This window comes from Pseudoalteromonas sp. PSi26, assembly GCF_054960575.1.
This window is the reverse complement of sequence record NZ_JBHNYT010000009.1, coordinates 62375-87104: the sequence shown is the minus strand read 5'-3', so window position 1 is coordinate 87104 and position 24730 is coordinate 62375. Positions and strand designations below refer to the sequence as shown.

At 39.4% G+C, this 24730-nt stretch carries 21 protein-coding genes; 6 read left to right on the top strand and 15 right to left on the bottom strand.

From position 1 onward, the window contains the following. The first annotated feature begins 8 nt into the window (after positions 1-8). Together uvrA and ACFI34_RS11630 are read left to right on the top strand one after the other, a co-directional pair. Entirely contained in the window at positions 9-2831 is a 2823-nt protein-coding gene (gene uvrA / locus ACFI34_RS11635) for an excinuclease ABC subunit UvrA (protein WP_462673606.1), read from the top strand. Positions 2832-2932: 101 nt separating this feature from the next. Beyond that, a complete protein-coding gene (locus ACFI34_RS11630) occupies positions 2933-3883 on the top strand; it encodes a hypothetical protein (protein WP_462673605.1) in 951 nt (316 codons plus the stop codon). Between the two features lie 102 nt (positions 3884-3985). Here the strand turns inward: ACFI34_RS11630 and trpS are convergent, their stop codons facing one another. From trpS to rpe, 3 genes are read right to left on the bottom strand one after another with little or no spacing between them, the layout of a single operon-like run. After that, entirely contained in the window at positions 3986-4990 is a 1005-nt protein-coding gene (trpS, locus tag ACFI34_RS11625) for a tryptophan--tRNA ligase (RefSeq protein ID WP_462673604.1), read from the bottom strand. Positions 4991-5021: 31 nt separating this feature from the next. After that, positions 5022-5687, bottom strand: a complete 666-nt coding sequence (locus ACFI34_RS11620) for a phosphoglycolate phosphatase (protein ID WP_462673603.1) — start codon at positions 5685-5687, stop codon at positions 5022-5024. Beyond that, on the bottom strand, positions 5687-6370 hold the full coding sequence (gene rpe, locus ACFI34_RS11615; RefSeq protein WP_462673602.1) for a ribulose-phosphate 3-epimerase: 684 nt from the start codon (positions 6368-6370) through the stop codon (positions 5687-5689). Before rpe ends, ACFI34_RS11620 begins: the two co-directional genes overlap by 1 nt. A 205-nt stretch (positions 6371-6575) precedes the next feature. On the opposite strand from rpe, the gene ACFI34_RS11610 reads away from it, so the two are divergent. After that, positions 6576-6872 carry a hypothetical protein gene (locus ACFI34_RS11610; RefSeq protein ID WP_462673601.1) on the top strand — a complete coding sequence of 99 codons (297 nt, stop codon included), beginning with the start codon at positions 6576-6578 and terminating at the stop codon, positions 6870-6872. A 3-nt stretch (positions 6873-6875) separates the two neighbouring features. After that, positions 6876-7061: a DUF2970 domain-containing protein gene (locus tag ACFI34_RS11605; protein ID WP_074210163.1), complete on the top strand. Its 186-nt coding sequence runs from the start codon at positions 6876-6878 to the stop codon at positions 7059-7061. On the opposite strand, the gene ACFI34_RS11600 is transcribed toward ACFI34_RS11605, so the two are convergent. From ACFI34_RS11600 to ACFI34_RS11560, 9 genes are all read right to left on the bottom strand, one after another. After that, the gene (locus tag ACFI34_RS11600) at positions 7006-7875 is read right to left on the bottom strand and encodes a Dam family site-specific DNA-(adenine-N6)-methyltransferase (protein ID WP_006793106.1); all 870 of its coding nucleotides are present in this window, start codon (positions 7873-7875) and stop codon (positions 7006-7008) included. The two genes, ACFI34_RS11605 and ACFI34_RS11600, sit on opposite strands and share 56 nt — an antisense overlap. A gap of 53 nt (positions 7876-7928) precedes the next feature. Continuing rightward, entirely contained in the window at positions 7929-9284 is a 1356-nt protein-coding gene (locus tag ACFI34_RS11595; RefSeq protein ID WP_462673600.1) for an AAA family ATPase, read from the bottom strand. Further along, positions 9285-10355: a 3-dehydroquinate synthase gene (aroB, locus tag ACFI34_RS11590; protein WP_462673599.1), complete on the bottom strand. Its 1071-nt coding sequence runs from the start codon at positions 10353-10355 to the stop codon at positions 9285-9287. A 30-nt stretch (positions 10356-10385) separates the two neighbouring features. Continuing rightward, positions 10386-10904 carry a shikimate kinase AroK gene (gene aroK / locus ACFI34_RS11585; protein WP_006793103.1) on the bottom strand — a complete coding sequence of 173 codons (519 nt, stop codon included), beginning with the start codon at positions 10902-10904 and terminating at the stop codon, positions 10386-10388. 184 nt (positions 10905-11088) lie between these two features. Further along, complete coding sequence (locus tag ACFI34_RS11580; RefSeq protein ID WP_462673598.1) at positions 11089-13182, bottom strand: type IV pilus secretin PilQ; 2094 nt, start codon at positions 13180-13182, stop codon at positions 11089-11091. Then, positions 13169-13708, bottom strand: coding sequence for a pilus assembly protein PilP (locus ACFI34_RS11575; RefSeq protein ID WP_462673597.1), 540 nt, complete (start codon positions 13706-13708; stop codon positions 13169-13171). The genes ACFI34_RS11580 and ACFI34_RS11575 overlap by 14 nt, the downstream gene beginning before the upstream one ends. After that, positions 13705-14310 carry a type IV pilus inner membrane component PilO gene (locus ACFI34_RS11570; protein WP_462673596.1) on the bottom strand — a complete coding sequence of 202 codons (606 nt, stop codon included), beginning with the start codon at positions 14308-14310 and terminating at the stop codon, positions 13705-13707. Before ACFI34_RS11570 ends, ACFI34_RS11575 begins: the two co-directional genes overlap by 4 nt. After that, positions 14300-14872, bottom strand: a complete 573-nt coding sequence (locus tag ACFI34_RS11565; protein ID WP_462673595.1) for a PilN domain-containing protein — start codon at positions 14870-14872, stop codon at positions 14300-14302. The genes ACFI34_RS11570 and ACFI34_RS11565 overlap by 11 nt, the downstream gene beginning before the upstream one ends. Then, a complete protein-coding gene (locus tag ACFI34_RS11560) occupies positions 14860-15939 on the bottom strand; it encodes a pilus assembly protein PilM (protein WP_462673594.1) in 1080 nt (359 codons plus the stop codon). Before ACFI34_RS11560 ends, ACFI34_RS11565 begins: the two co-directional genes overlap by 13 nt. Before the next feature lie 131 nt (positions 15940-16070). On the opposite strand from ACFI34_RS11560, the gene ACFI34_RS11555 reads away from it, so the two are divergent. Continuing rightward, positions 16071-18578, top strand: coding sequence for a penicillin-binding protein 1A (locus tag ACFI34_RS11555; RefSeq protein WP_462673593.1), 2508 nt, complete (start codon positions 16071-16073; stop codon positions 18576-18578). 147 nt (positions 18579-18725) lie between these two features. Here ACFI34_RS11555 and metL read toward each other — a convergent pair whose 3' ends face one another. Both metL and metB read right to left on the bottom strand, forming a co-directional pair. Continuing rightward, on the bottom strand, positions 18726-21071 hold the full coding sequence (metL, locus tag ACFI34_RS11550; protein WP_462673592.1) for a bifunctional aspartate kinase/homoserine dehydrogenase II: 2346 nt from the start codon (positions 21069-21071) through the stop codon (positions 18726-18728). A 5-nt stretch (positions 21072-21076) separates the two neighbouring features. Continuing rightward, the gene (gene metB, locus ACFI34_RS11545) at positions 21077-22306 is read right to left on the bottom strand and encodes a cystathionine gamma-synthase (protein WP_462673591.1); all 1230 of its coding nucleotides are present in this window, start codon (positions 22304-22306) and stop codon (positions 21077-21079) included. A 199-nt stretch (positions 22307-22505) separates the two neighbouring features. On the opposite strand from metB, the gene metJ reads away from it, so the two are divergent. Then, complete coding sequence (metJ, locus tag ACFI34_RS11540; RefSeq protein ID WP_006793094.1) at positions 22506-22826, top strand: met regulon transcriptional regulator MetJ; 321 nt, start codon at positions 22506-22508, stop codon at positions 22824-22826. A gap of 68 nt (positions 22827-22894) precedes the next feature. Here the strand turns inward: metJ and ACFI34_RS11535 are convergent, their stop codons facing one another. Next, the gene (locus tag ACFI34_RS11535) at positions 22895-24136 is read right to left on the bottom strand and encodes a malic enzyme-like NAD(P)-binding protein (RefSeq protein WP_006793093.1); all 1242 of its coding nucleotides are present in this window, start codon (positions 24134-24136) and stop codon (positions 22895-22897) included. Between the last annotated feature and the right edge of the window lie 594 nt (positions 24137-24730).

The following is a 24730-nucleotide window of genomic DNA, read 5'->3' as shown; positions in this document are numbered from 1 at the left end:
GAGATAGCATGGAAAACATTGAAGTCCGAGGCGCCCGTACGCACAACTTAAAAGACATCAGCCTAACCATCCCACGTGATAAATTAATTGTTATCACAGGCCTATCTGGTTCGGGAAAGTCATCACTTGCATTTGATACTTTATACGCTGAAGGGCAACGCCGGTATGTTGAATCACTTTCTGCTTATGCAAGACAGTTTTTATCCTTGATGGAAAAACCCGATGTTGATCATATTGAGGGACTGTCTCCTGCAATTTCAATAGAACAAAAATCAACTTCGCATAATCCGCGCTCTACCGTAGGTACCATTACCGAAATATACGATTACTTACGTTTAATGTTTGCCCGTGTGGGCGAACCTCGTTGCCCTACACATGATTTACCTTTAGCCGCACAAACAATTAGCCAAATGGTTGATACCGTTTTAGCGCTGCCAGAGGGCACTAAACTGATGCTTTTAGCGCCAGTGGTTAAAGACCGTAAAGGTGAGCACGTTAAATTACTTGAGCAGCTTGCAAGCCAAGGTTATATCCGTGCCCGAATAGATGGCGAAGTGTGCGACTTATCAGATCCGCCGACACTTGAACTTCATAAAAAACATACTATTGAAGTGGTTGTTGACCGCTTTAAAGTAAAAGATGGTCAACAGCAGCGTTTAGCTGAGTCGTTTGAAACAGCACTTGAAATGTCGGGCGGCGTAGCAAATGTAGCTTACATGGACGACAGCAGTATTGAAGAAATGCTGTTTTCAGCCAACTTTGCCTGCCCTACCTGTGGCTATGCAATGACCGAATTAGAACCACGTTTATTTTCGTTTAATAACCCTGCTGGTGCGTGTCAAAGTTGTGATGGTTTAGGCGTACGCCAGTACTTTGACCCTAACCGCGTAGTGCATAACCCAGAGTTAAGCTTAGCCGGAGGTGCTATAAAAGGGTGGGATAAACGTAGCTTTTACTACTTCCAAATGCTTCAAGCCGTAGCAGAACATTATAAATTTGATTTAGACGTACCGTTTGAAAAGCTGGCTAAAGACTCTCAAAAAATTATTTTAGAAGGTTCTGGCAGTACAAAAATAGCCTTTAACTACCGTAACGACAGAGGCGATTTAATAACACGCAACCACGAGTTTGAAGGCGTGTTAAACAACATGAACCGTCGCTATCGCGAAACTGAGTCAAACTCAGTACGTGAAGAGCTCGCTAAATATCAAACCAGCCAAGCCTGCCCTAGCTGCAAGGGTTCACGTTTACGCCAAGAAGCACGCCACGTATTTATTGGCCAAACTAACTTACCTGCTATTACTACCATGAGTATTGGCGAAGCGATGGATTTTTTCGAGAGCTTATCGTTAAGTGGCCAAAGAGCACAAATAGCAGAAAAAATTCTTAAAGAAATTCGCGACCGTTTATCGTTTTTAATCAATGTTGGCCTTAATTACTTATCGCTTGAGCGCAGTGCCGATACCCTCTCTGGTGGTGAAGCACAGCGTATTCGTTTAGCCAGCCAAATTGGTGCGGGCCTTGTTGGTGTTATGTATGTATTAGACGAACCATCAATTGGTTTACACCAGCGCGATAACGACCGTTTATTACAAACATTAGTGCATTTACGCGACCTTGGTAACACCGTTATCGTTGTTGAACATGATGAAGATGCCATTCGCGCCGCCGATCATATTATTGATATTGGCCCAGGTGCGGGTGTTCACGGCGGACATATTATCGCACAAGGTACACGCGACGATATTTTAGCCACTAAAGACTCAGTAACTGGCCAGTTTTTATCAGGCGTACGAAAAATAGAAGTACCGAAAGAGCGTAACCCAACCGGCGATAAATGGCTTGAGCTATTTGGTGCAACAGGAAACAACCTTAAAAATGTCGATTTAAAAATTCCATTTGGTTTAATGACCTGTATAACAGGGGTGTCGGGCTCTGGTAAATCAACACTTATAAACGATACGCTATTCAAACTAGCGCATACTGAATTAAACGGCGCAACCACAGCAGAAGCTGCACCGTATAAATCAATTAGTGGTCTTGACCATTTTGATAAAGTAATTGATATTGACCAAAGCCCTATTGGCCGTACACCACGCTCAAACCCTGCTACCTATACCGGTATTTTTACGGGTATTCGTGAGTTATTTGCGGGCACACAAGAGTCACGTTCTCGCGGATATAAAGTGGGTCGCTTTAGTTTTAACGTTAAAGGTGGACGCTGTGAAGCCTGCCAAGGTGATGGCGTAATTAAGGTAGAAATGCACTTTTTACCTGATGTATATGTACCCTGTGATGTATGTAAAGGGGCACGCTACAACCGCGAAACTCTAGAAGTACAATACAAGGGTAAAAACATTCACCAAGTACTCGAAATGACCGTTGAAGACGCGCATGACTACTTTGATAAAATACCTGCAATAGCCCGTAAGCTTAAAACGCTAATGGACGTTGGTTTATCGTATGTTCGCTTAGGACAAGCAGCTACTACGCTCTCTGGCGGTGAAGCTCAGCGTGTAAAACTTGCCCGTGAGCTTTCTAAACGCGATACAGGTAAAACACTATACATACTTGATGAGCCCACAACCGGCTTACATTTTGCCGACATTGAACAACTGCTTGTTGTATTACATCGCCTGCGCGATCACGGTAACACCATCGTGGTTATTGAGCATAACTTAGATGTGGTTAAAACTGCAGACTGGGTGGTTGATTTAGGCCCTGAAGGGGGCGCTGGCGGCGGTGAAATACTTATTGCAGGTACGCCTGAAGAAGTAGCCGAATGTGAGCGCTCGCACACAGGTCATTACATAAAGCCCCTATTAAACTAACTGGGGTTTATTACTGCTTACGATAAGGAAAGTCGGTGTTAAGGCGTTTTAAAATTATAAAATGGCGAGCCAGTAGGCTATTTAAAAAGCTGCAAAAAAAATTGCAGCCTCTTAAAACTGATATTGATAAGCACATTAAACCCATATGGTTTAGCCTTAGCACCGCGCAAAAGCTTTACTTAGCAGCGCTTATATCTGTGATTCTCTTTAAATCTTGGTCACTTTGTGCGCTTTTAACAATGACCGCCTTGGTAATTGAGTTTTGGCCAAAGTTTAATAAACTTTGGCACTCCTTAGCAGGTAAAGCTTTAATTTTGGTTTTTTATGCCACCATTGCTAATTTTGTTTTAGCCAATGCAAGCGGCATCGTTAACGATGTAACTCACGTATCAGCTGCAAACATGAACTACACACATAATTTTGCAACTTTGATATATTTACCCATTTGGGCATTAGGCATTACACTCTGCACCTTATTGATATTTCAATTTATATTACCCTTTTACATTATAGTGCTGCTACTTATAAAGCCATTTGGATCGCAGAGCATTAAATATATAAGTCAAAGCTACTCCCCCTTACTTACCGCATCTGTTAGATTAATATTAGCTTTCATAACTTTAAGCACCCTCTATTCCTTAGTAGACGATAGGGATGAAGCAACATTTTTATCAGACATAGAAAACGGTTTCTATTTTGGAAGAGAGCTGGCTAATAACTCACCTGAGGTGAAGAAGCAAGCTGTGGTCAATCTAAATAAAAGGCTAGCTAAACAGGAACCAAAAGCAGAAGAAATAAATGAGCTCGCCGAATCTGCAAGTTCATTTGTTGCTACTGAAGGTTATTTTGAACGCAGTAAACGACTTATAGCGATGTTTGCATTTAATTACGAAGCGGATGAGTACTCAAGGTGTAAAAAAGCCGAAAATAGTAAAGTGGTAGAATTAAACGACTACGAAATAGTAGAGATTACGCCAAATGAGACTATGCCTTATGGCTATTCTTTTATTGTTAAAGCCTGCGAATCACCTGCATTTAAACCTACTAGCTGAACAATTATGACCTTTTAAGCGATGAGTCAAGTATTAGCTGTTACATACAAAAATGCCGCTAAATTTAGCGGCATTTTTATTTACTTATACTAGTAAAGCAATTTATGTACGAGGAATAAACCCTAGCGCATCGTATACCGATTTAAGCGTTTTCTCGGCACGTACACTGGCTTTTTCAGCTCCAGATTTCATAATATTATCAAGTAAGTTTTGATCTTCTCTAATTTCTTTAAAGCGTGCTTGGATTGGTTCAATCATGCTTACTACTGCATCGGCTGTATCTTTTTTAAGGTGACCGTACATTTTTCCTTCAAACTCTGGCACTAAGTCTTCTATTGAGCGCTTAGTCGCTACGCTTAATAAAGTAAGTAAGTTAGATACACCTGGCTTTTCAGTGCGGTCAAAGTAAATACGCGCTTGCTCGTCCGAATCGGTTACTGCTTTTTTAAGCTTTTTCTCAATCTTTTTAGGCTCATCTAATAACATAATGTAGCCGTTTGGATTTTCGTCAGATTTTGACATTTTTTTGAGTGGATCTTGTAGGCTCATTACACGCGCACCAAACTCTGGAATGTAAGGCTCTGGTAGTTTAAAAACGTCACCGTATAAGTTATTAAAGCGTGTCGCTATGTCACGCGTTAGCTCTAAGTGTTGTTTTTGATCTTCGCCTACTGGTACCTGATCGGCTTGATAAAGTAAAATATCGGCCGCTTGTAAAACTGGGTACGAAAATAAGCCCACGTTTACATTGTTAGCATGCTTTGACGACTTATCTTTAAACTGGGTCATGCGGTTAAGTTCACCCATTTGCGCGTAACAATTAAGTACCCACGCTAACTGTGCGTGCTCTGGCACTTGAGACTGAACAAATAACGCTGACTTTTCAGGGTCGATACCGCATGCAGCATATAATGCAACGCCATCTAGTACGCGAGAGCGTAATAATTCTGGTTCTTGGCGAACGGTGATAGCATGCAAGTCAACCAACATAAAGAAACTTTCGTGATCTTCCTGTAACTTTAGCCACTGGTTAATAGCGCCAACATAGTTGCCTATTGTCATACCACCGGTTGGCTGAATGCCGCTTAAAACTACTGGTTTACTCATGATTTTCCTTTATTTACTTAATTATTAATATTTAACGCTGTGTTAGAACAGGTATTATATCTAAGAAGTTATCGCATAGGTACTGTGGATTATAATCAGCAAGGTTTTCACCTTGATTATAGCCATAGCCTACTGCTATTACATCAATACCCGCCGCTTTTGCAGCAAGTATATCGCTTTTAGAATCGCCAATCATTATTGCTTTAGAGGACTCAATATTTAGCTTTTTACACGCAAACAATAATGGCTCAGGTGACGGTTTTTTTGTCATATCATCGCCACAAATAATAAGCTCAAAATGATTGGTAAGTGCTAACTTATCAAGAAGTTTTTCAGTAAAAATTCGAGACTTATTAGTTATCAATGCTTTTTGCATACCACGTAAAGCTGCAAGCCCTGTTTCAACATGTTTGTATAACACGCTGTATTGGCCTACCTGTTGCTCATAATGCTTGTGAAACTGTGCAATGGCTTTATTAGTTAGCGATTCATCTAAATGCTCACTAACTTGCATATCACCACTCAGTGCTCGCTTTACCAACATATCTATACCATTACCAACCCAGCTTTCGACCAAACGCTGGCTTACAATAGGAAATGCCAAGTCGCTTAATGTTAAGTTAATTGAGATATATAGGTCGTATACACTATCGACTAGTGTGCCATCCAAATCAAAAAATGCCGCATCGTACTGCATTATTTTACGCTCTCAAGTTGCTTACGCATCTGATCAATAACCACTTTGTAGTCTGGCTGATTAAAAATAGCAGAACCTGCTACAAACATATCTGCACCGGCTTGAGCTGCTGCAGCGATATTATCAACCTTAATACCACCGTCCACTTCAAGTCGAATATCTCGACCTGACTCAACAATTCGTTGCTTTGCCTGCGCTAACTTTTTAAGTGTATGAGGAATAAAGCTTTGCCCACCAAATCCGGGGTTAACAGACATGAGTAAAATGGTATCTAGCTTATCAATTACATGATCTAAATAACTAAGACTTGTTGCTGGGTTAAATACTAAACCCGCTTTACAGCCCTGATCTTTTATTAACTGAATAGTGCGATCAATATGCTCACTCGCCTCTGGGTGAAAAGTAATTATTGAAGCCCCCGCCTCTGCAAATTGTGGAATGATGCTATCAACAGGCTTAACCATTAAATGCACATCAATTGGCGCGGTGATACCGTAGTCCCTTAGTGCTTTACACACCATAGGTCCAATCGTTAAATTAGGTACATAGTGATTATCCATTACATCAAAATGCACTACATCTGCACCTGCGGCTAAAACGCTATCAACATCTTCACCAAGCTTTGCAAAATCAGCTGAAAGAATTGATGGGGCAATTAAGTATTTTTGTTCTGGGCTAAACATAGCAGATTCACCAATAAGTAAAATATTACGTTAATGTAACTCAATTGATGACGTTACCCAAGCAACTAAGGCGTAATACTGTTGCGTTTGAAGTGCTTAAGTGGCTATTTTTGACATTTAATTAATCGTCTTTATTAGAAACAAGTTTGTTATTTGAACAGTTTTTGTTATGCTTAAAAAAGTAACAAAATATTAGGTTCAAATCATGCGCGCTTTTAAAATTGGGATATTAATTGCATCTGCATTATTAGTTATTGGGGTAGTAAGTTTTACGCCAAGTTCAGGGCAAGAGTTAAGCTCGGATAATAATTGTGCTCCGCAATCAACACACGAAATAAACACAAACAAACCCTGTTTACACGTACTTGAAGAAGACTCTTCTTGGTTTTCTTGGATCACTGGCGATAGCCGCAGTGCTCAGTTTCACTACTTGGATTTACTTGAGTTATTAACAAGCTCAGACGACAACAAGAAAACACCTTCTTTAAAGCCTTTATTCTAGACAATGCGGCACTTTATTAGCGCGTTGCAAAGTGTGCTAGCCGCATTTTTTGGTGTTCAATCAGAACAAAAGCGCCGCGCAGATTTTCAAGAACACTCTATTTCCTCAATCATTGCTATTGCGATAATACTATTTATCGCTTTTGCGCTTTCAATTTATGCTGTGGTTGTTTTAGTGGTAAGTACATAGCCATTAACTCGCCTACTTTATTACGAGTTCCGCCCTTAGGGCTTATCGTCCTTTTTACTTGAATTTGATCAAGTGATGCTTGGCTGTATATTTTCCGTGTCCATACTGTATCGTGATTTGAAATAAGCACTGGGGTGTTATTTTCAAACGCCGCTTTTTCTGCCAAATTAGCTAAATTAGCCTGATCATCTAAATTAAACCCGCCCTTAGCATAAGAAGTAAACGAAGCCGTTTTACTCAAAGGGACATAGGGTGGATCGCAATAAATAACCGCGTTATTAGGAACTAGTTTAAATACGTCATCGTAGCCTAAGCATGTAAAGGTCGCTTGCTGTGCTTTTTCAGCAAAAAAGTACATTTCCTTTTCAGGGAAATAAGGCTTTTTATATTTACCAAATGGTACATTAAAAATACCTTTTAAGTTATAACGGCATAAGCCGTTGTAACCAAACCGATTCATGTATAAAAATAGCATTGACCGCTCGTATACATCACGGCTTTGATTAAACTGAACTCGGTATTCGTAGTACGCATCGGGGTGGTTATTTAAATCAACGAATAGCTTTTTTGCATCACTAATAAATTCATCGGGTGAATTTCTTAATTCTTTATATAAGTTGATTAAATCAGCATTAATATCATTAAGAATATAATGCTTAAAATCGCTATTGAGAAAAACGGAACCGGCACCAACAAAAGGTTCAACCAAGGTATCAGCATGCGAACTTGCTTGGTTTAATCGCGCGTTAATATCATCAACGAGACTGTATTTTCCGCCAGCCCATTTAAGGAAGGCTCTACTCTTTTGCTGCATTGGTTCTTTACTTCAATCTGGTGTTGCGCGATTTTACACTAAAGCGATTTATATTACTGATCAACTAGTGCAATTTCTTGTTTTATTTTACTAATTTTTTTATAAAACGGCTTATTTTTTAAGATACTTGCAGGTAGTTTTTTCATACCTTGCTGTGCATCATTCATGCTTGTAAAACTGCCGGTTGTAACAACCCACCATGTTTTACCGTTTCTTTGTGTTTGATAGGTGTACGCAGTTAATTGAAGTGCATACTGCTCTATAAAATCATCTACAACTTGTTTTTGTGTGACTGCAAGCAACTGAATAACTGTATTTGAATCATTTTGCTGAGAGTACCACGCACTAGCTTCGTTAATGGGCAGCTGCACTGGTGATTCATCTGCTCCAGTGCTTCTTTGCCTCGCCTCTACAAACTCTTCAACCGGCTCATCTTCTAGAAGGCTATTTGAGCTAGTTGAATTATTTTCCTGACTTCTAGCACTTAAGCTTTGCATTATTGCAGGTATATCGTTTGTGCTTTGCAGCTCAACGTTTGGTTGCTCACTCTGCTTGGCGCTTGTTTCGGCTGATATATCAGTAATACTTGCTGTATTGTCCTCAAAAGTAGAAGGTGCTGTGATCTGACTCACTGGAATAGCAGTGCTATCAACCTCAATGGTGCCTTGCTCATAATGCTTTTGCCACCAATCACTCATATCTGACTTATATAACAAGCCTATAATTAAGAACATAATGAGCAACATAAGTACCAGCAAATGTAAACGCCATGATACTTTATCTTTAACTTTGATATCTGCGACGTACTCATCCTGTTGCCATGCAAGCAATAAATTAGGATTACCATTAGCTTCAGCTAAAAAAGCTTGGAAAACAGGATCTTCATCGTGAGGAAGCTTTTCAAAGTACCACCCCATTAACTGCTTACTTTCATGAAGAGGAAGCCGTTCAAGATGAATTTCGACTGCGTGTTCAACTGCCAACTTTGCAGCTGAGGCAATCATAATATAAAGAGTGATTGGGCTATTTTTAGCTAGCAGCTCCAGCTCAATTAAAAACTCTTCTGATAAGTGCCTGCCACCGTCAATAACCCATAAACAGGAGCCCGGTTGTTGTTGACTAAGTAACTGATAAAAATTTTCAGACAAACTTAAATTATGATCAACCAACGGGTTGTTAAAGCTTTGCTCTAATAGATCACTCATTAACTGAGCGTCAGTCAATTTTGCACTCGATTGTACAAATGCTTTATTAAAGTCGTTGTATTTATCGGTAATAAAGGTTTCAAGTAGATAGCTTTTACCTAGGCCTGATGTGCCCAATAAAACAATGAGGTTTTGACCATATTCAAATTGCAGTGCGATTCTATCCACCAAAGCCGCACGGCTTGGTAAAATTTGTGACTGCATTTAGTGCTCGATTAATGCTCGGACTTGATCGTCAGATACATCGTCTACCAGTGCACATTGACCAAATTGAGTGGGTAAAATAAAACGGATAGTTCCTTTTTTATTTTTTTTATCTTTGCGCATATGCAATAAAAATTGCTCACTCGTCATATCTGCAGGTACTTCAGTTGGTAAGTTATATTGTTTAATAACATCCACAATACGCGCTACATCCTGCTGCGTTAAGTCACCTCGAGTGTGAGCCAACTGAGAAGCTAACACCATACCCGTAGCAACAGCTTCACCATGAAGCCACTTACCATAACCCATTTGGGCCTCAATTGCGTGACCGAAGGTATGCCCCAAGTTTAGTAGTGCTCTAAGACCTTGCTCTTTTTCATCCTCAGCAACGATTAACGCTTTAATTTCACAGCACCTGTAAATGATATGCTGCAGGCATGTTTCATTTAGCTGCTGTAAGTTTTCAACATTTTGCTCTAAATAATTAAAAAGCTCGGTATCGTATATTAAACCATACTTAATAACTTCAGCCATTCCTGCCGCAAACTCTCTTTTTGGGAGTGTATGAAGAGACTGAGTATCAATAAAAACAGCTTGTGGCTGATAAAAAGCCCCAATCATGTTTTTTCCTAACGGATGGTTCACCGCTGTTTTTCCACCAACAGATGAATCTACTTGCGATAAAAGTGTTGTCGGTATTTGAATAAACGGCACGCCACGTTGATAACATGCAGCTACAAAACCAGTTAAATCACCAACTACACCACCACCTAATGCAATTAAACAAGTATCGCGACCACAATTATTTTGCAGTAAAAAAGCGGATATTTTTTCAAACCACTCTAGTGACTTGTATTGCTCACCATCAGGTATGATAAAGGAAAGAGGATTTAATTCAGCTAATGAATCAAGTAAGCCTTGTAGATATAAAGGTTCAATTGTGTCATTAGTAATGATGATAGGCCGACAATCACCAATATGATGAATTAGACGGCCATTATCTTGAAGTGCAGATTTCCCAATATAAATAGGATAACTTCGCTCGTCCAAATTAACAGTTAATTTAAGCATGCTCAGCTAATCCTTTATTATGTATTGGTTTTAAAAATCTAGTTTCTCAATGATTTGATTTGCAACAACTTTAGCGCTTTGCTCATCAGTGCGTACAACAAAATCAGCCACTTCTTTATATAACGGTTCGCGTTCTTCTGCTAAGCGCTCTAGTACATCACGAGGTGCTTCTTCTGTTTGCAGTAACGGGCGACGCTTGTCGCGTTGTGTGCGTGCAACTTGCTTTTCAATAGGTGTCTCTAGGTATACAACGATACCACGAGCCGAAAGCTTGTTTCGAACTTCTTTACTCATTACTGAACCACCACCTGTAGCAAGTACAATACCTTGCATTTCAGTTAAGTCGCCAATAACAGATTCTTCACGAAGTCTAAAGCCTTCTTCACCTTCAAGGTCGAATACCCAGGCAATATCTGCACCCGTGCGGCGTTCGATTTCTTGATCAGAATCAACAAATTCAAGGTGTAATTGATCGGCAATGTGACGACCAATTGTGCTTTTTCCAGCCCCCATGGGGCCAATTAGAAATATATTACGTTTCTCAGCCATATCTTTTAGTACAAACGAACTCTAAAATTTGAAATAAAACCCCGCCTAACGACCTGGCCCCAAAATTAAGGAGGGGATTATCTCAGTAATTGCAGGGGTATTTCAAGTCAATTAGAATAAAAAGCCACATAACGAGCAATTAAACTAGATAATCACCCGTCGATTAACAAAAAAGTACCTTATTTTAATCTATTTGTATTTTCGGTGTCACAAAAATAAGCAATTCGCGTTTTTCATTAAATTCGCTAGTGCTTTTAAATAACCTACCAACATAAGGAATATCGCCTAATACTGGCACTTTATTTGTGGTGTTGATTATTTGTTGTTGGAAAATACCACCGAGTACAATGGTTTGCCCGTTTTCTACTAATACTTGTGTTTGAATTTCTTGAGTATCTATCGATACGGCCTCACCGGTACCTGTTTGTACAACATCACCCCGTGTATCTTGCGTGATAATTAAGTCTAAAATCACTTTATTATCAGGCGTTATATGTGGCGTCACCTCTAAACTAAGTACTGCTTTTTTAAAGCTTACCGTTGTTGCACCACTAGAAGCTGATTCTGTATAGGGTATTTCAGTACCTTGTTCAATGCGCGCTTTTTGCTGGTTGGCAGCAATAATACGCGGACTTGCAATAATCTCACCTTTATTTTCTTCTTCCAGTGCACTTAACTCTAAATCAATTAATGTACCGTTGGCGAGTTTTGCTATGTGCAGGCCAATACTAGCCGCTGGATTTGTAATAGGTAGATTTACATTCAATCTGTCTGTTAAGTCAGGGATTACGCCATTTGAAATTGTTTCAGCACCTTCCAAAGAACCTGATATGCCATCACTACCTTGCTGATCACTAAACCCCCAACGCACACCTAGGTCCTCAGTTACGTTATCACGCACTGTTACCATACGAGATTCAATAACAACCTGTTGAACCGGTATGTCTAGAGTTTCAATCATGCGTCTAATATTTTCTATACTCTTAACAGTATCTTTAACGAGTAGCGTATTAGTACGCTGATCAACCGACACGCTTCCGCGTGGAGTAATGATGCTATTAATATCAGTTTTTAATAAATCAGCAAAGTCTTCAGCTTTGGCATAATTTAAACGCATATATTCGCTGTAAAGCGGCTCTAAATCTTCAACTTGTTGTTTTGCTTTTAAATCTTTAGCTTCACGGGCGGCAAGTTCTTCAGCGGGCGCTACCATCAATATAGAGCCATCCATGCGCTTGTCCAACCCTTTGATGCGTAATACTACATCAAGAGCCTGATCCCAAGGCACACCGTCTAGACGAAGCGTAATATTTCCCGTAACAGAGTCACTCGTTACTAAGTTAAAGTCGTTATAACCTGCGATAATTTGTAATGCGGCACGGACCGAAATATCTTGAAAGTTTAAGGTCATTGGTCGACCTTGATACTCTTTACCACCATCTAAATAGGCATTTTGAGTCTCATCTTTTTCAATCGTAAGAGTAAGAATATTGTCTATTTGCTGATACGTGAACGTAAATTCGGCATTTGGTTCAATAACAACGCGGCTACGCCCTTCTTCTTTAAATGTTTCGATAGTACTAACAATGGTACCAAAATCTAAAACATCTAATTCATAAAGTAGATCGTCAAGAATGTCAGTATGGTGAAAATCTGCATAGATTTTGCCGCCACTTTCGTGAACCTCTATAGCAGCTTGCGTGTCTTGTAAAAATACAAGTACCTTTGCCTCTCCTTTCTCACCACGTCTAAAGTCAATAGATTGGATGCGGTTAATGTAGTTTCCACTCACATCACCTGTCAGTACAGCTTCGTCTTCGGTCACTGAACCGGTTAATGGATTATCTGATACACGTATTGAAACTAGGTTATTGTTAACCTCTGTTTCATACATTTTTAATCTGTCTAGGTTAACCGTTACCTTTAAACCTTGCTCAGATAAAACATTAGTGACACTACTAATACCTGCTTGATTAACTTCAACGTCATTTAACCCTAATTCTAACTCTGCGGTGTCAAAAAACATTTCAATGCGCGCAGGGCTGTTAAACACTTGAATTTGCGGCTCTATCGTTATCTCTTCGTCGAAAACAAGTTGTAGTTCGGTCTCACCTTTTAGTAATGGATTATAACGTACATCGTAAAGCAATGGTCCTGCCAAAGCATTACTGGCACAAACCAAAGCGGCTGTTGCAAGTAAACTTTTCGCAATGCGATTAAACCAAAGAACATCCTTATGCATGTTATTTTTACCTTTTTTATTATTAATTTGCGCCATCAGTTGCCGCCTCTAACATTTCCAGTTTAGTCAGGCGCTCTTTCCAACAACCAGACCCATCAGGGATTAATTCAACTAATTCTATGAAATCACTACTCACAGCCTTTACCTTGCCATCGTAACTACCCAAATAATTACCAATCGTTACACGGTGTAACGTTTCATCTGCCGCGGTTATAAGTGCCCAAACTTGGCCACTTGAGCCAATTGTACCTTTCATTGCTAGATTATCTAACGGGTATTTTTCTAGTGGCTCTCTGCGTCTGTCTGGATCTGGGTGTAAACAGTTTTTTATTTGTGTCAGTTTGTTCTGAATTATTTCAGGTTGGGGCGCCACAAATGGGCTTCGTAAATTACCTGCACTATATTCAAAAATTTCAAATTGAGTAAGTTCAGGAATTGCCTCAACTTTAGGCGTAGTACTTGCTTTTACCTGATCAATAAACTCTTTTTGTTCCGATGTATCATCGTTACAACCTACTAACGCAACAACAGCCAAAACAGGCATTAAATGAAGGAGCCTCATTTTTTAGCTCCTTCTTCATAACGGTAAGTTTTTGCCACGACACTAAATGTTAGTTGTTTTTCGCCAGAAGACGTAATAGAAAAGTCATGCAAACTAACTATTCGAGGTAACTGAGCCACTTTTCCTACAAATTCACCAAATTCATGATACGTCCCTACGACTTCGATTTTAATGGGCAGTTCGGTATAAAATTCTTTTTGAACCTCAGGTAACCAGCCAATTTTTAAAAAGGTGAGTCCACTTGTTGTGCCAACATACGATAAATCATCAAGTAAGCCTGGAATTTCATTTGAAGTAGGCAAACGTTTAAGTAATTGAGAAAACTTGTCTTCCATTTCTATCATTTGCTGACGATAAATATCCAACTTACTTGCCACTGCATACTTAGTTCGGTATGTACTTCTTAAATCAACCTCTTTGGAAACTGCACTGTGGTAACTGTCAATTTCATCAGAAACCAATAAGCTATAACTAAAAAACAAAATAAGGCCTGCCACAAATGCACAGCAAATTACCTTTACGGCAGCTGGCCAGTCACCAATGTTGTCTAACTCAATTTCATTCCAATCTATTTCGCCAAGCGCTTTAAAATCAAGGTTCATCGCGCACCTCACCAATTTCATCAAATGGTTTTACGTAAAACTCCATACTAAAGTCACTGAGTAAACGCGAAGACTGATCGCCTGCAACAATATCTTGCATTGTTAGGCGCTCTAATAAATAAGAACCTTGTACCTGGCGTATCATAGTAGATAAACGGTTATTTGATTCACTGCGCCCAAGCACATAAATTTGGTTCCCTCTGCGCTCAAGCTTTGTTAAATAAATACCTTGAGGCACTATTTTGGTTACTTCATCCATAATTTGTGTGCCAAGGTTACGACTACTTTGCAGCTCTTCGATTAATCGCATACGTTGCTGCAGGTTTTCTTTTCGTTTGTCTAGTTCTCTGATATCACTTATCTTTCGATCAAGCATACTGATTTCTGAACTTAAATAATTATTTTTTAGGTTTTGCCCATCTTTTAAGGCGCCATAAAACATGCTTAATAAGTACATACTTAAAAAACACGCCAACACAATTCCAACCAATATGGTTACAAATTTCTTTTTAGATTCTTCGCGTTGTCGCTCTCGCCAAGGCAGTAGATTTATATGTGGCATGATGAAAAACTCCTTAATGCCAAACCTGTCGCAATCGCAAACTGTGTTCTATGGCGTTGCATTACATTACGATCTACTTTGGGCGAAATTTCCATATTTGCAAAAGGCTCTGCAACGACACTATGGATACCTAGCTCCTCTATTAACAAGCGATCTATTCCTTTGATCATAGATGTGCCGCCTGTCAGTACAATGTAATCGATTTGCTCTTTACCACTGGTGGTTAAGAACATTTGTACTGCTCTTCGTACTTGCTGTAATAACGCTGTTTGAAACGGCGCCAACACCTCAAAAGTATAATTAGGAGGCAAGTCGCCAGATGTTTTACCTATTTCAGCTTCATCAAACCCTTTGTTGTAGTAGTTAACAATACTATTTGTGTATTGATCACCACCAAAGACCTGGTCACGTGTATAAATAGTTTCACCAGCTTGCACAACACTTACAAGCATTAGTACAGCGCCAATATCTACAACAGCAACACACTTATTGAAGGCATCGCTTGGTAGCTGTTGATAATAAACGTCCATCGCACGGCTTAAGGCGTAACTTTCTACATCAACAATCTTAGTATCGAGATTAGCCTCCTCTAATGCGCCAACACGTGCTTCAACACTTTCTGTTCGAGCTGCTGAAAGTAATACATTCATTTTACTCGGATCAGCTTCGTTAGTAGAAAGCTTTTCAAAGTCTAAGCTAACTTCATCAAGTGGGTAAGGTATTAGACTATCTGCTTCAATTTCAATTTGAGATTCAAGTTCTGCATCGCTCAACGACACATCCATAAAAATTACTTTTGTAATAACCGTTTGCCCTGACACTGCCACTGCTGCATTTTTAAGTGACTTAGGTAATTTTCTTTTTAATTTTGTTATTACATTACCAATCGCTTCAATATCTTGAATCGTTCGTTCACTCATCGCACCTTTAGGCATAGGCTCAATTGCTAGCGCTTCTAATCGAAATCCACTTTCAATTTCTCTCAGAAGCACCGCTTTAATCGAGTGCGATCCGATATCAATTCCTACCATCATTGGCGATGGCTTTTGAAATAGTTGACTTAGCATGTTTGCAACTTGGCCTTTGTTTTAATAATAAACAAGTTATAATTTTTTTCTGAAAAAATATTATTCATTTTTTAATCAATATATACTATCAGTCCAAACTCGCAATTGGGAGTCCATTTAGGGAAATATAAGTGATTTTATTAAAACGAACTTTACAATTTTTTATCATTTGTACGTTAATCGGTCTGATAACATTGATCAGTCTTTATTACTACGTTAAACCTGATATCCCCAGTGTGCAAGTTTTAAAAGACGTGCAATTACAAACTCCTATGCAAGTATTCACTAAAGATGGCCTTTTGATCAATCAATTTGGTGAAAAACGTCGAATTCCGGTCACTATTGATGAAATCCCACAACCTTTAATTGATGCATTTTTAGCAACTGAAGATAATCGCTTTTATGACCATATAGGTATAGACCCTATTGGCATAGTTCGCTCTGCTATTGTTCTTATTTCTACAGGCGAGAAAAAACAAGGTGCTAGTACTATTACCATGCAACTTGCACGTAATTTTTTCTTAACCCGAGAAAAAGCTTATATCCGTAAAATAAAAGAGATATTCATCGCGTTACACATAGAAAATGTACTTACTAAAGATGAAATTTTAGAACTTTACCTAAACAAAATCGAGCTAGGTAACCGCGCCTTTGGTATTGGAGCTGCCGCTCAAGTTTATTATGGTAAAGAGTTAAAAGACTTAACGCTTGCTCAAATGGCGATGATTGCTGGCTTGCCAAAAGCGCCTTCGGCGTTAAACCCAATTCGCAACCCTACCCGTGCAAAAGCACGCCGTAATGTTGTACTTGGTCGTTTATTAACTGAAAACTACATAACACAAGACGTATATGATGATGCAACAAGCCAACCTATCACCGCTTACTTTCATGGTGCTGAAATAGATTTATACGCTCCGTACATTTCTGAAATGGTGCGTGCAGAAATGGTTTCACGTTACGGAACAGACAAGGCATATAATTCAGGCTTTAAAATATTTACCTCTGTTGAGTCCAAAGTACAAAAAGCGGCGCAAACCGCGTTAGTTAATAATCTTCATAGCTACGATATGCGTCATGGCTTTAGAGGCCCCACCGCTATTTTATGGGATCCTGAAAAACAATCAGCGCTAAGTGAAGATAAAATACTAGCTAAACTCAATGAAGCCAAAGAGATAGGTACATTGAAAGCAGCTGCTGTTATTAACGTGGATGAAAAAAGTGCCACGGTATTGCTTAAAAATGCAGAGCAAATAAACCTGAATTGGGACAACTTAAAATGGGCACGCAAATACATAACTCGTTATCGCCAAGGTTTTGCTCCAACTACGGCAACTGAAATATTAACGCCAGGAATGCAAATCTGGGTGCGTAAAAACAGCAATAACGAGTATGAACTAAGCCAACTACCTGAAGCATCAAGCGCAATTGTTTCACTTGACCCACAAGATGGTCGCATTAAAGCCATTGTTGGCGGCTATAGCTTTGAACAAAGTCAATACAACCGAGCTATTCAAGCAAAGCGCCAAGTGGGGTCAAACATAAAACCATTTATTTATTCTGCTGCGCTTGAGAACGGCTATACGCTCGCCTCTATTTTAAACGATGCGCCAATTAATCAGTGGGATAAAAGTCAAGGTGTGGCATGGCGACCTAAGAACAGTCCGGCTGTTTACAATGGCCCGATTAGAATTCGTCGCGCGTTAGCACAATCTAAAAACGTAATATCAGTCCGTTTGCTCCGAGGTGTTGGTTTGCAACGAACAGCAGATCACTTATTAAAATTTGGCTTTAAAAATTCAGATATTAACCGTAGTGAATCATTAGCACTGGGCAGCGCTTCAATTACTCCAATTGAACTCGCACGCGGTATGAGTGCATTTGCGAATGGTGGGCATTTGATTGAGCCGTACTTTATCTCAGAAATCCAAGATGCTTACGGTAATAGTTTGTTTAAAGCTAATCCTTCAGTAGTGTGTGACGACAACTCTTCGCAATCGCTAACGCCAACGCCAACAATAAACTCCGAATTATTTCCACAACAAAATACTGATACGCCACAATTAAAATGTGCACCTCAGGTCATATCAAAACAAAATGCATTTTTAATTGCTCAAGCAATGCATAGCGCTGTTTGGGGGGGCGGAAACTGGTCACATAAAACGGGTTGGTCAGGAACAGGTTGGCGCGCTCAAGCATTAGGCCGTCGTGATCTATCAGGAAAAACGGGCACAACTAATGACTCTGTAGATACTTGGTTTAGTGGCTTTAATCGAAATGTTATGACTTCGGTATGGGTTGGTTTTGATAACCCTGGCAATCCGCTAGGCAGAACTTCATACAATAACAATCTTGATAGCGGGCAAATATCAGGGGCTGAATCTGGCGCTAAAACAGCACAGCCAGCTTGGGTTGAGTTTATGAAAGTTGCGCTTGAAGGTAAACCTGAAGCACCGATAGAGCCGCCAGAAGGCTTAGTGTCTATTCGGATTGATTTAGAAACCGGTTTATTAAGTCATAAAAATGATTACACCAGTCGCTTTGAGTATTTTGACAAAGGCACCGCCCCCACAAAATACGTTATGTCTCAACCAACAGATATATTTGAAGAAGACACTAAAACAGAAGAAGAACTGTTTTAAATAAAGAACGGCAGCCATTGGCTGCCGTTTTTAGTTAATACCAAATTTAACTGTTCTAAATAAAAATTTTTTAACGCAGGTAGCGACACGTTTAGCCCCGCAAAATGATTAGGTATTATCGCGGATTGATACAAGGCCTTTGTAACCTTATTTTATATTTTGTACCAACCAATATAAGTCAGAATGAATACCCGCAGCGGTTACTTCCTTACCCGCACCAGGCCCTTGAATCACAAGAGCGTTAGCGCTATACCACTTACTATTAATGACAAAAATATTATCACCAGGTGTTAAATTAGCTAACGCATCACCAATAGGGGTATAAGTAATACCTACTTTAGCGGTTACTTTGCTGTCCGTAATTTCAAGTAAACCCGTGTAACGAAGTACGGAACTTTGTGCTTCAGCAGTTGCAGCATGAGCGTCAATAAAGTCATTGAGGGTAGATTCATTAGCTAAAAAGTCGTCCCAACTTCCTAAAGCAAGCGTTTCGGGCATGAGTGCTGATAAGTTTATATCATCAAGGTCGAGTTCTAAACCAAGCTCTCTGGCAAGTATAAGCAGTTTACGCTGCATATCACGTCCTGATAAATCTTCACGCGGATCGGGCTCTGTGAACCCCATTTTTTGTGCTTCAAGCACCAGATCAGAAAATGGTCTTGATCCGTCATATTTACTGCATAACCACGATAACGTGCCTGAAAAAACACCTTCAATACGAGTGATTTTGTCACCACTGTTTTGCAAATCTGCCAATGCAAAATTAACAGGTAAGCCTGCACCTACGCTTGTGTTGTAGCGCCAATGCAAATTTCGCTCACTAATACTCGTACGCAAAGCTTTATACCATGCTGTATTAGCAGTTCCTGCGTATTTGTTAGCACTGATCAAGTGGCAATCTAATGCAACAAACTCAGGGTATAACTGGCTAAATGTCTCGCTTGCGGTAATATCAACAACCACTTTATGCTCATAATCAAGCTCACTAATTATGCTTAGTAATGTTTGGTTATTATAAGCTTTGCTTTCTGAGAGAAAATGCGTTTTCCAATCAGCAATGTTTATACCACTGGGATTAAAGAGTAACGTTTCAGAGCGTATTAACCCGACTAATTTAATTGTAAGGTCATCAGATAAACGCTCGAATTGAGCTGACAACTGCTCTATAAATACCTCTCCCACATTGCCAAGGCCTGCGATTATTAAAGCGACTTCTTGGCCTTTATTAATAAGCTTATCGTGTAAAACACTGAGTATGTCGCTATCTATAACCTGATCCGTTAATAGTAAAATGTATCCACTGTCTTGGTGAGTAAAGCGCGGCTCGATGGCATGAGCATTTAACGTATCTATAGCCAACACATTCAGTTTTGAAATATCATTAACAGGCGCAACAACCGCACAGCCATTTAAGCTCGATTCGCTAATGTTTGCTCTACCCTCAAAATAACTAACAACCTTATATGTTGAAGCAGAGGGGACAACTAAATAAGTTTCACCATTTTGACTAAAGTGATGAATGCTGTGTTGAATAAGCTGGCTAACATCTGCGACTTCGCCTTCGGCCAGCTTTTCAACTGTTAATAAATCGATGTTGTTTAACGTGGTAATAAAACGCTTTTGCTTTACATTTCCTTCTTTAACTATATCTGTAGGCGTTGCTTGCACATCAAAACTACTTCGAACGGATAGTTTTATATCACTGTTTCTTAAAGGAGAAAGCGTTTTAGCGTGTAAAACGGGATTACCTAATCGCGCTAATAGATTAGCTTGACCTCTACATACTTTATTGTATTTAACCGCTTTACTAACTTTGCGAGGATCTGTGCTGTATACACCTTGTGTATCAGTCCAAATACACACCTGCTTAGCATGGCAGTAATTAGCAAGTAAGGTTGCACTATAGTCACTCCCATTGCGGCCAAGTGTAACCGTATCACCCAACGTATTTGATGCAATAAAGCCTGTGACAACATTAATGCAGCCTGGGGCTATAAACTTCGCACATTGCTGCGCATTTTGGGTATGTAACAATTGCCCATTATTTAATGTAAAAAGTGTTCGAGCATCAAGGTCACAAGCATTAATATTTAATTGCGTAAGGTAAAGCGCCAATAAGCGTGCAGACCAGACCTCACCATGAGCAAGCAAGGGAGCCTCTTCCAAGCCTTGGTTTTTTATCAATTCACTAATCGCTGTTAGTTCACTATGCAAACGCGTTAAAGCAGTTCGCTTAAGATCTGCATGGAGTAACTGTGTGATTAAATCAGTTTGATGATTATTTAATTGCAGCAATATATCGGCAACGACATGCGTATCTTGTTGCTGATAGCTTTGCCATAACTTCACCAAAGTATCGGTTGTTTTTCCCGCCGCAGATACAACAACACAATCGCCCGGCTGAGTATGCTCTAAAATAATACTCGCAACCCGCTCATACCGTTGAGCCGAACTAAGGCTTGAACCACCAAATTTATGTACTGTTTGTGTCATATTGTTCACCAAAGCGCTGGATGAGCGGCACTTAATTTAATGTCACCGCCAGCTCCTTTGTTTAAATTTGCTTTACTGCCTGGCTTTACAAGCTGAAACACGCGCTCTAAATCAGCTAATAAGTCGTTTATATCTTCTATACCTACTGAAACTCGAATAAGTGTATCGCCCACTCCCGCTTCAAGACGAGCTTTAGGCTCCATGCCAGCATGGGTCATGGTTGCAGGATGGCATATTAGGCTCTCTACTCCGCCCAAAGACTCTGCTAAGCTAAAGTCACGTAAGCTGGTTAAAAACGCAGCAGCATCGTTTATGTCACCTTTAATATCAAAACTCACCATGCCACCAAAGCCTAGTTGCTGCGCTTTGGCTAATTCATGCTGTGGGTGTGATTCAAGACCAGGGTAATAAACTTGGCGAACAAATTCCGATTTTTCTAAATATTTAGCAATCGCTAATGCGTTTTCTTGATGCTGCTTTAAACGCACATTTAGTGTTCGCAACCCACGCAATGTTAAATAACTATCAAATGGCGCACCTGTAATACCTATATTATTTGCCCACCATGCCAGTTCATCGCCCAGCTCTTGTGAAGCAGCAATCACTGCTCCACCTACTACATCTGAATGACCATTGATGTACTTGGTGGTGGAATGTACAACTATATCAACACCAAATTTAATAGGGTTTTGTAATGCTGGTGATAAAAATGTGTTATCGGCAGCGACTAAAGCACCGCACTGCTTAGCAACATCGGTTATTGCTTTAATATCAGTTAAACGTAGTAATGGGTTACTTGGTGTTTCTATCCAAATTAGCTTAGGTTTAATTGCTAAAATTTTATCTATACTTTGTGCTTGTGTTAAATCTAAAACTTCTAGCTTGAGCAAACCGCGCTTTTGCAGTGAAGTAAATAAACGATAGCTTCCGCCGTAACAATCATGTGGGATCACTAACGTATCGTCATGATTCAGGATTTGCGTAGCCAAATGAACGGCAGACATACCCGTGGCAGTAATAATACCGTGTGCGCCACCTTCAAGCTCAGCCAAGGTTTCGGCTAAAATATCACGATTGGGGTTACCACTTCGCCCGTAATCGTATTGACGCTTTGTATCAAAGTCGGCAAACGAATAGGTGGTTGATAAGTAAATAGGTGCGACAACTGCGCCATGATGTTTGTCTGCTTCAACACCACTTCTTACTGCAATGGTTGCTTTATTTTTTTCGCTCATATTCGTCACCTATTTAATTTGGATGTTTAGACGTCCAAAAGAGTAATTTATCTTATTAAAGATGTCAAAACATTTAAAGCTCTAGATGGCTAAACAACTAGTATTTGACTATCTTTTTTAAATCGATAGAATTTCACGCATATTCATATGCATTGTAGTGCATATGAGCAATTATTAATCTGAGGCGACGATACATCTTATGGCTAAATGGAATGGTGAGTATATTCACCCATACGCAGAACACGGGAAAAAATCAGAACAAGTAAAAAAAATTACCGTTTCAATCCCACTAAATGTATTAAAGGTATTAACGGACGAACGCACGCGTCGTCAAATTAATAACTTACGTCATGCAACAAATAGTGAATTACTTTGTGAAGCATTTTTACATGCATTTACCGGTCAACCTTTGCCTAACGACGACGACTTACGTAAAGACAACGCCGAAAAAGTGCCTGAAGAAGTGAAAAAAATAATGCAAGAAATGGGGCTAGAAGTGCCTGTTTTAAACGAAGACTAAACGTAATTTAGACACAAAAAAACCTCAACTAATTGAGGTTTTTTTGTGTCTAAATTACGACTTAGTCGTTATTCCATATAGTTTTCTGGTAAATCAATTTGTGCAACACCTGACTCTACAGCAGCTATTGCAACCGCTTTTGCAATGCGTGGTAATAAACGAGGATCCATTGGTTTTGGAATAATATACTTATCACCAAACTCCAGCTTATCAACACCCGCAGCCGTCAGTACTTCAGCAGGTACAGGCTCTTTGGCAATACTTCTAATCGCTTCTACAGCTGCAATTTTCATTTCATCATTTATTGCACTGGCGCGTACATCAAGAGCACCGCGGAATATAAACGGAAAACACAGTACATTATTAACTTGGTTAGGGTAATCTGATCGACCCGTTGCCATAATTAGATCGTTTCGAGCAGAATGAGCCAGTGCAGGATCAATTTCTGGATCTGGGTTTGAACAAGCAAACACAACTGGTTTTTCTGCCATTAATTTTAAATCATCGGCAGCTAATAGATTAGGTCCCGATACACCAACAAATACATCTGCATCTTCAATAACATCTTGCAACGTGCGCTTGTCTGTATTGTTAGCAAAAAGTTTTTTGTATTCATTTAAGTCATCACGACGAGTATGAATAACACCTTTACGGTCAAGCATATAAATGTGCTCGCGCAAAGCACCACACTTAATTAACAGCTCCATACAAGCAACCGCAGCAGCACCGGCACCCAAACACACAATAGTCGCATTTTCGATAGACTTGCCTTGCACCTCAAGTGCATTCAACATACCCGCAGCTGTTACAATGGCAGTACCGTGCTGATCATCATGAAATATCGGAATACTGCAGCGCTCAATCAATGCTTTTTCTATTTCAAAACACTCTGGTGCCTTAATATCTTCAAGGTTAATTCCGCCAAACGTGTCAGCAATATTAGCAACTGTATTAATAAAGTCTTCAGTAGTGCGGTGTTTTACTTCAATATCAATAGAATCAAGGCCAGCAAATCGCTTAAATAGTAATGCCTTACCTTCCATTACGGGTTTTGAAGCAAGTGGGCCTAAATTACCTAAGCCTAAAATTGCAGTACCGTTAGTGATAACCGCAACCATATTCCCTTTGCCTGTGTATTTATAAGCGTTTGCAGGGTCTGCAGCGATTTCACGCACGGGTTCTGCAACTCCTGGACTATATGCTAATGCGAGATCTTTTACCGTTTCAGCAGGCTTTGTTAGTTCAATGCTAATTTTTCCTGGAACGGGGTGCGAATGATAGTGTAGTGCTTGTTCACGAAAGTCTGACATAACGCGATTGTATCCTGCAATTAAAGTAAAAGTGAGAGGTGAAGTTTAGGCTACGATACCCTTATTATTTTTAAATTCCAAGCAATATCAGGTCTATCCTGTTATATGCTAGTTCGATTAATTTTAAGAGGTTTTTCAATAACTTTTGTAAATTATATCGACACTTTATAAATAAAAATTCATCCAATAACGAATTCTAAAGGCACATTTGTTCTTTCATTATTTTTTATAAAATATCTTAATAAAGTCCTATAAAAATAAGCAAAAATAGACTTATTCACATACTTTAAAAACATATAACTTCACGTTAGCTGCATTTAACCACTTAGTTAAAAAATGAACTAATTAAAAATATAGAGAATAATTTGCGGTTTGTCTGTAAAGGTTTATGCATATTCAGAATAAGAACAGGAAATAGTTATGCATAGCAGGGGAATATGAAAATCGAGTAATAAGCTAAAATTTTGTTATTTAGTTGTCCTATATTAAAAAATATTGACGCCGTTCGTGTAACACTTAATTTTTAAATCGAAACGTTATTACTATTAAATTGGTACAACTAAATTTAAAGCATAAAAAAAGCACCCTAAGGTG

What these genes read in the sequence shown, in the direction of transcription:
- ACFI34_RS11570 (WP_462673596.1), bottom strand. Translation starts at nt 14,310, where the DNA reads ATGAACCTTGATTTTAAAGCGCTTGGCGAAATAGATTGGAATGAAATT.
- ACFI34_RS11535 (WP_006793093.1), bottom strand. Translation starts at nt 24,136, where the DNA reads ATGTCAGACTTTCGTGAACAAGCACTACACTATCATTCGCACCCCGTT.
- ACFI34_RS11575 (WP_462673597.1), bottom strand. Translation starts at nt 13,708, where the DNA reads ATGAGGCTCCTTCATTTAATGCCTGTTTTGGCTGTTGTTGCGTTAGTA.
- trpS (WP_462673604.1), bottom strand. Translation starts at nt 4,990, where the DNA reads ATGAGTAAACCAGTAGTTTTAAGCGGCATTCAGCCAACCGGTGGTATG.
- ACFI34_RS11620 (WP_462673603.1), bottom strand. Translation starts at nt 5,687, where the DNA reads ATGCAGTACGATGCGGCATTTTTTGATTTGGATGGCACACTAGTCGAT.
- uvrA (WP_462673606.1), top strand. Translation starts at nt 9, where the DNA reads ATGGAAAACATTGAAGTCCGAGGCGCCCGTACGCACAACTTAAAAGAC.
- ACFI34_RS11610 (WP_462673601.1), top strand. Translation starts at nt 6,576, where the DNA reads ATGCGCGCTTTTAAAATTGGGATATTAATTGCATCTGCATTATTAGTT.
- aroK (WP_006793103.1), bottom strand. Translation starts at nt 10,904, where the DNA reads ATGGCTGAGAAACGTAATATATTTCTAATTGGCCCCATGGGGGCTGGA.
- metL (WP_462673592.1), bottom strand. Translation starts at nt 21,071, where the DNA reads ATGACACAAACAGTACATAAATTTGGTGGTTCAAGCCTTAGTTCGGCT.
- ACFI34_RS11595 (WP_462673600.1), bottom strand. Translation starts at nt 9,284, where the DNA reads ATGCAGTCACAAATTTTACCAAGCCGTGCGGCTTTGGTGGATAGAATC.
- ACFI34_RS11605 (WP_074210163.1), top strand. Translation starts at nt 6,876, where the DNA reads ATGCGGCACTTTATTAGCGCGTTGCAAAGTGTGCTAGCCGCATTTTTT.
- ACFI34_RS11580 (WP_462673598.1), bottom strand. Translation starts at nt 13,182, where the DNA reads ATGGCGCAAATTAATAATAAAAAAGGTAAAAATAACATGCATAAGGAT.
- aroB (WP_462673599.1), bottom strand. Translation starts at nt 10,355, where the DNA reads ATGCTTAAATTAACTGTTAATTTGGACGAGCGAAGTTATCCTATTTAT.
- ACFI34_RS11560 (WP_462673594.1), bottom strand. Translation starts at nt 15,939, where the DNA reads ATGCTAAGTCAACTATTTCAAAAGCCATCGCCAATGATGGTAGGAATT.
- metB (WP_462673591.1), bottom strand. Translation starts at nt 22,306, where the DNA reads ATGAGCGAAAAAAATAAAGCAACCATTGCAGTAAGAAGTGGTGTTGAA.
- metJ (WP_006793094.1), top strand. Translation starts at nt 22,506, where the DNA reads ATGGCTAAATGGAATGGTGAGTATATTCACCCATACGCAGAACACGGG.
- ACFI34_RS11565 (WP_462673595.1), bottom strand. Translation starts at nt 14,872, where the DNA reads ATGCCACATATAAATCTACTGCCTTGGCGAGAGCGACAACGCGAAGAA.
- rpe (WP_462673602.1), bottom strand. Translation starts at nt 6,370, where the DNA reads ATGTTTAGCCCAGAACAAAAATACTTAATTGCCCCATCAATTCTTTCA.
- ACFI34_RS11600 (WP_006793106.1), bottom strand. Translation starts at nt 7,875, where the DNA reads ATGCAGCAAAAGAGTAGAGCCTTCCTTAAATGGGCTGGCGGAAAATAC.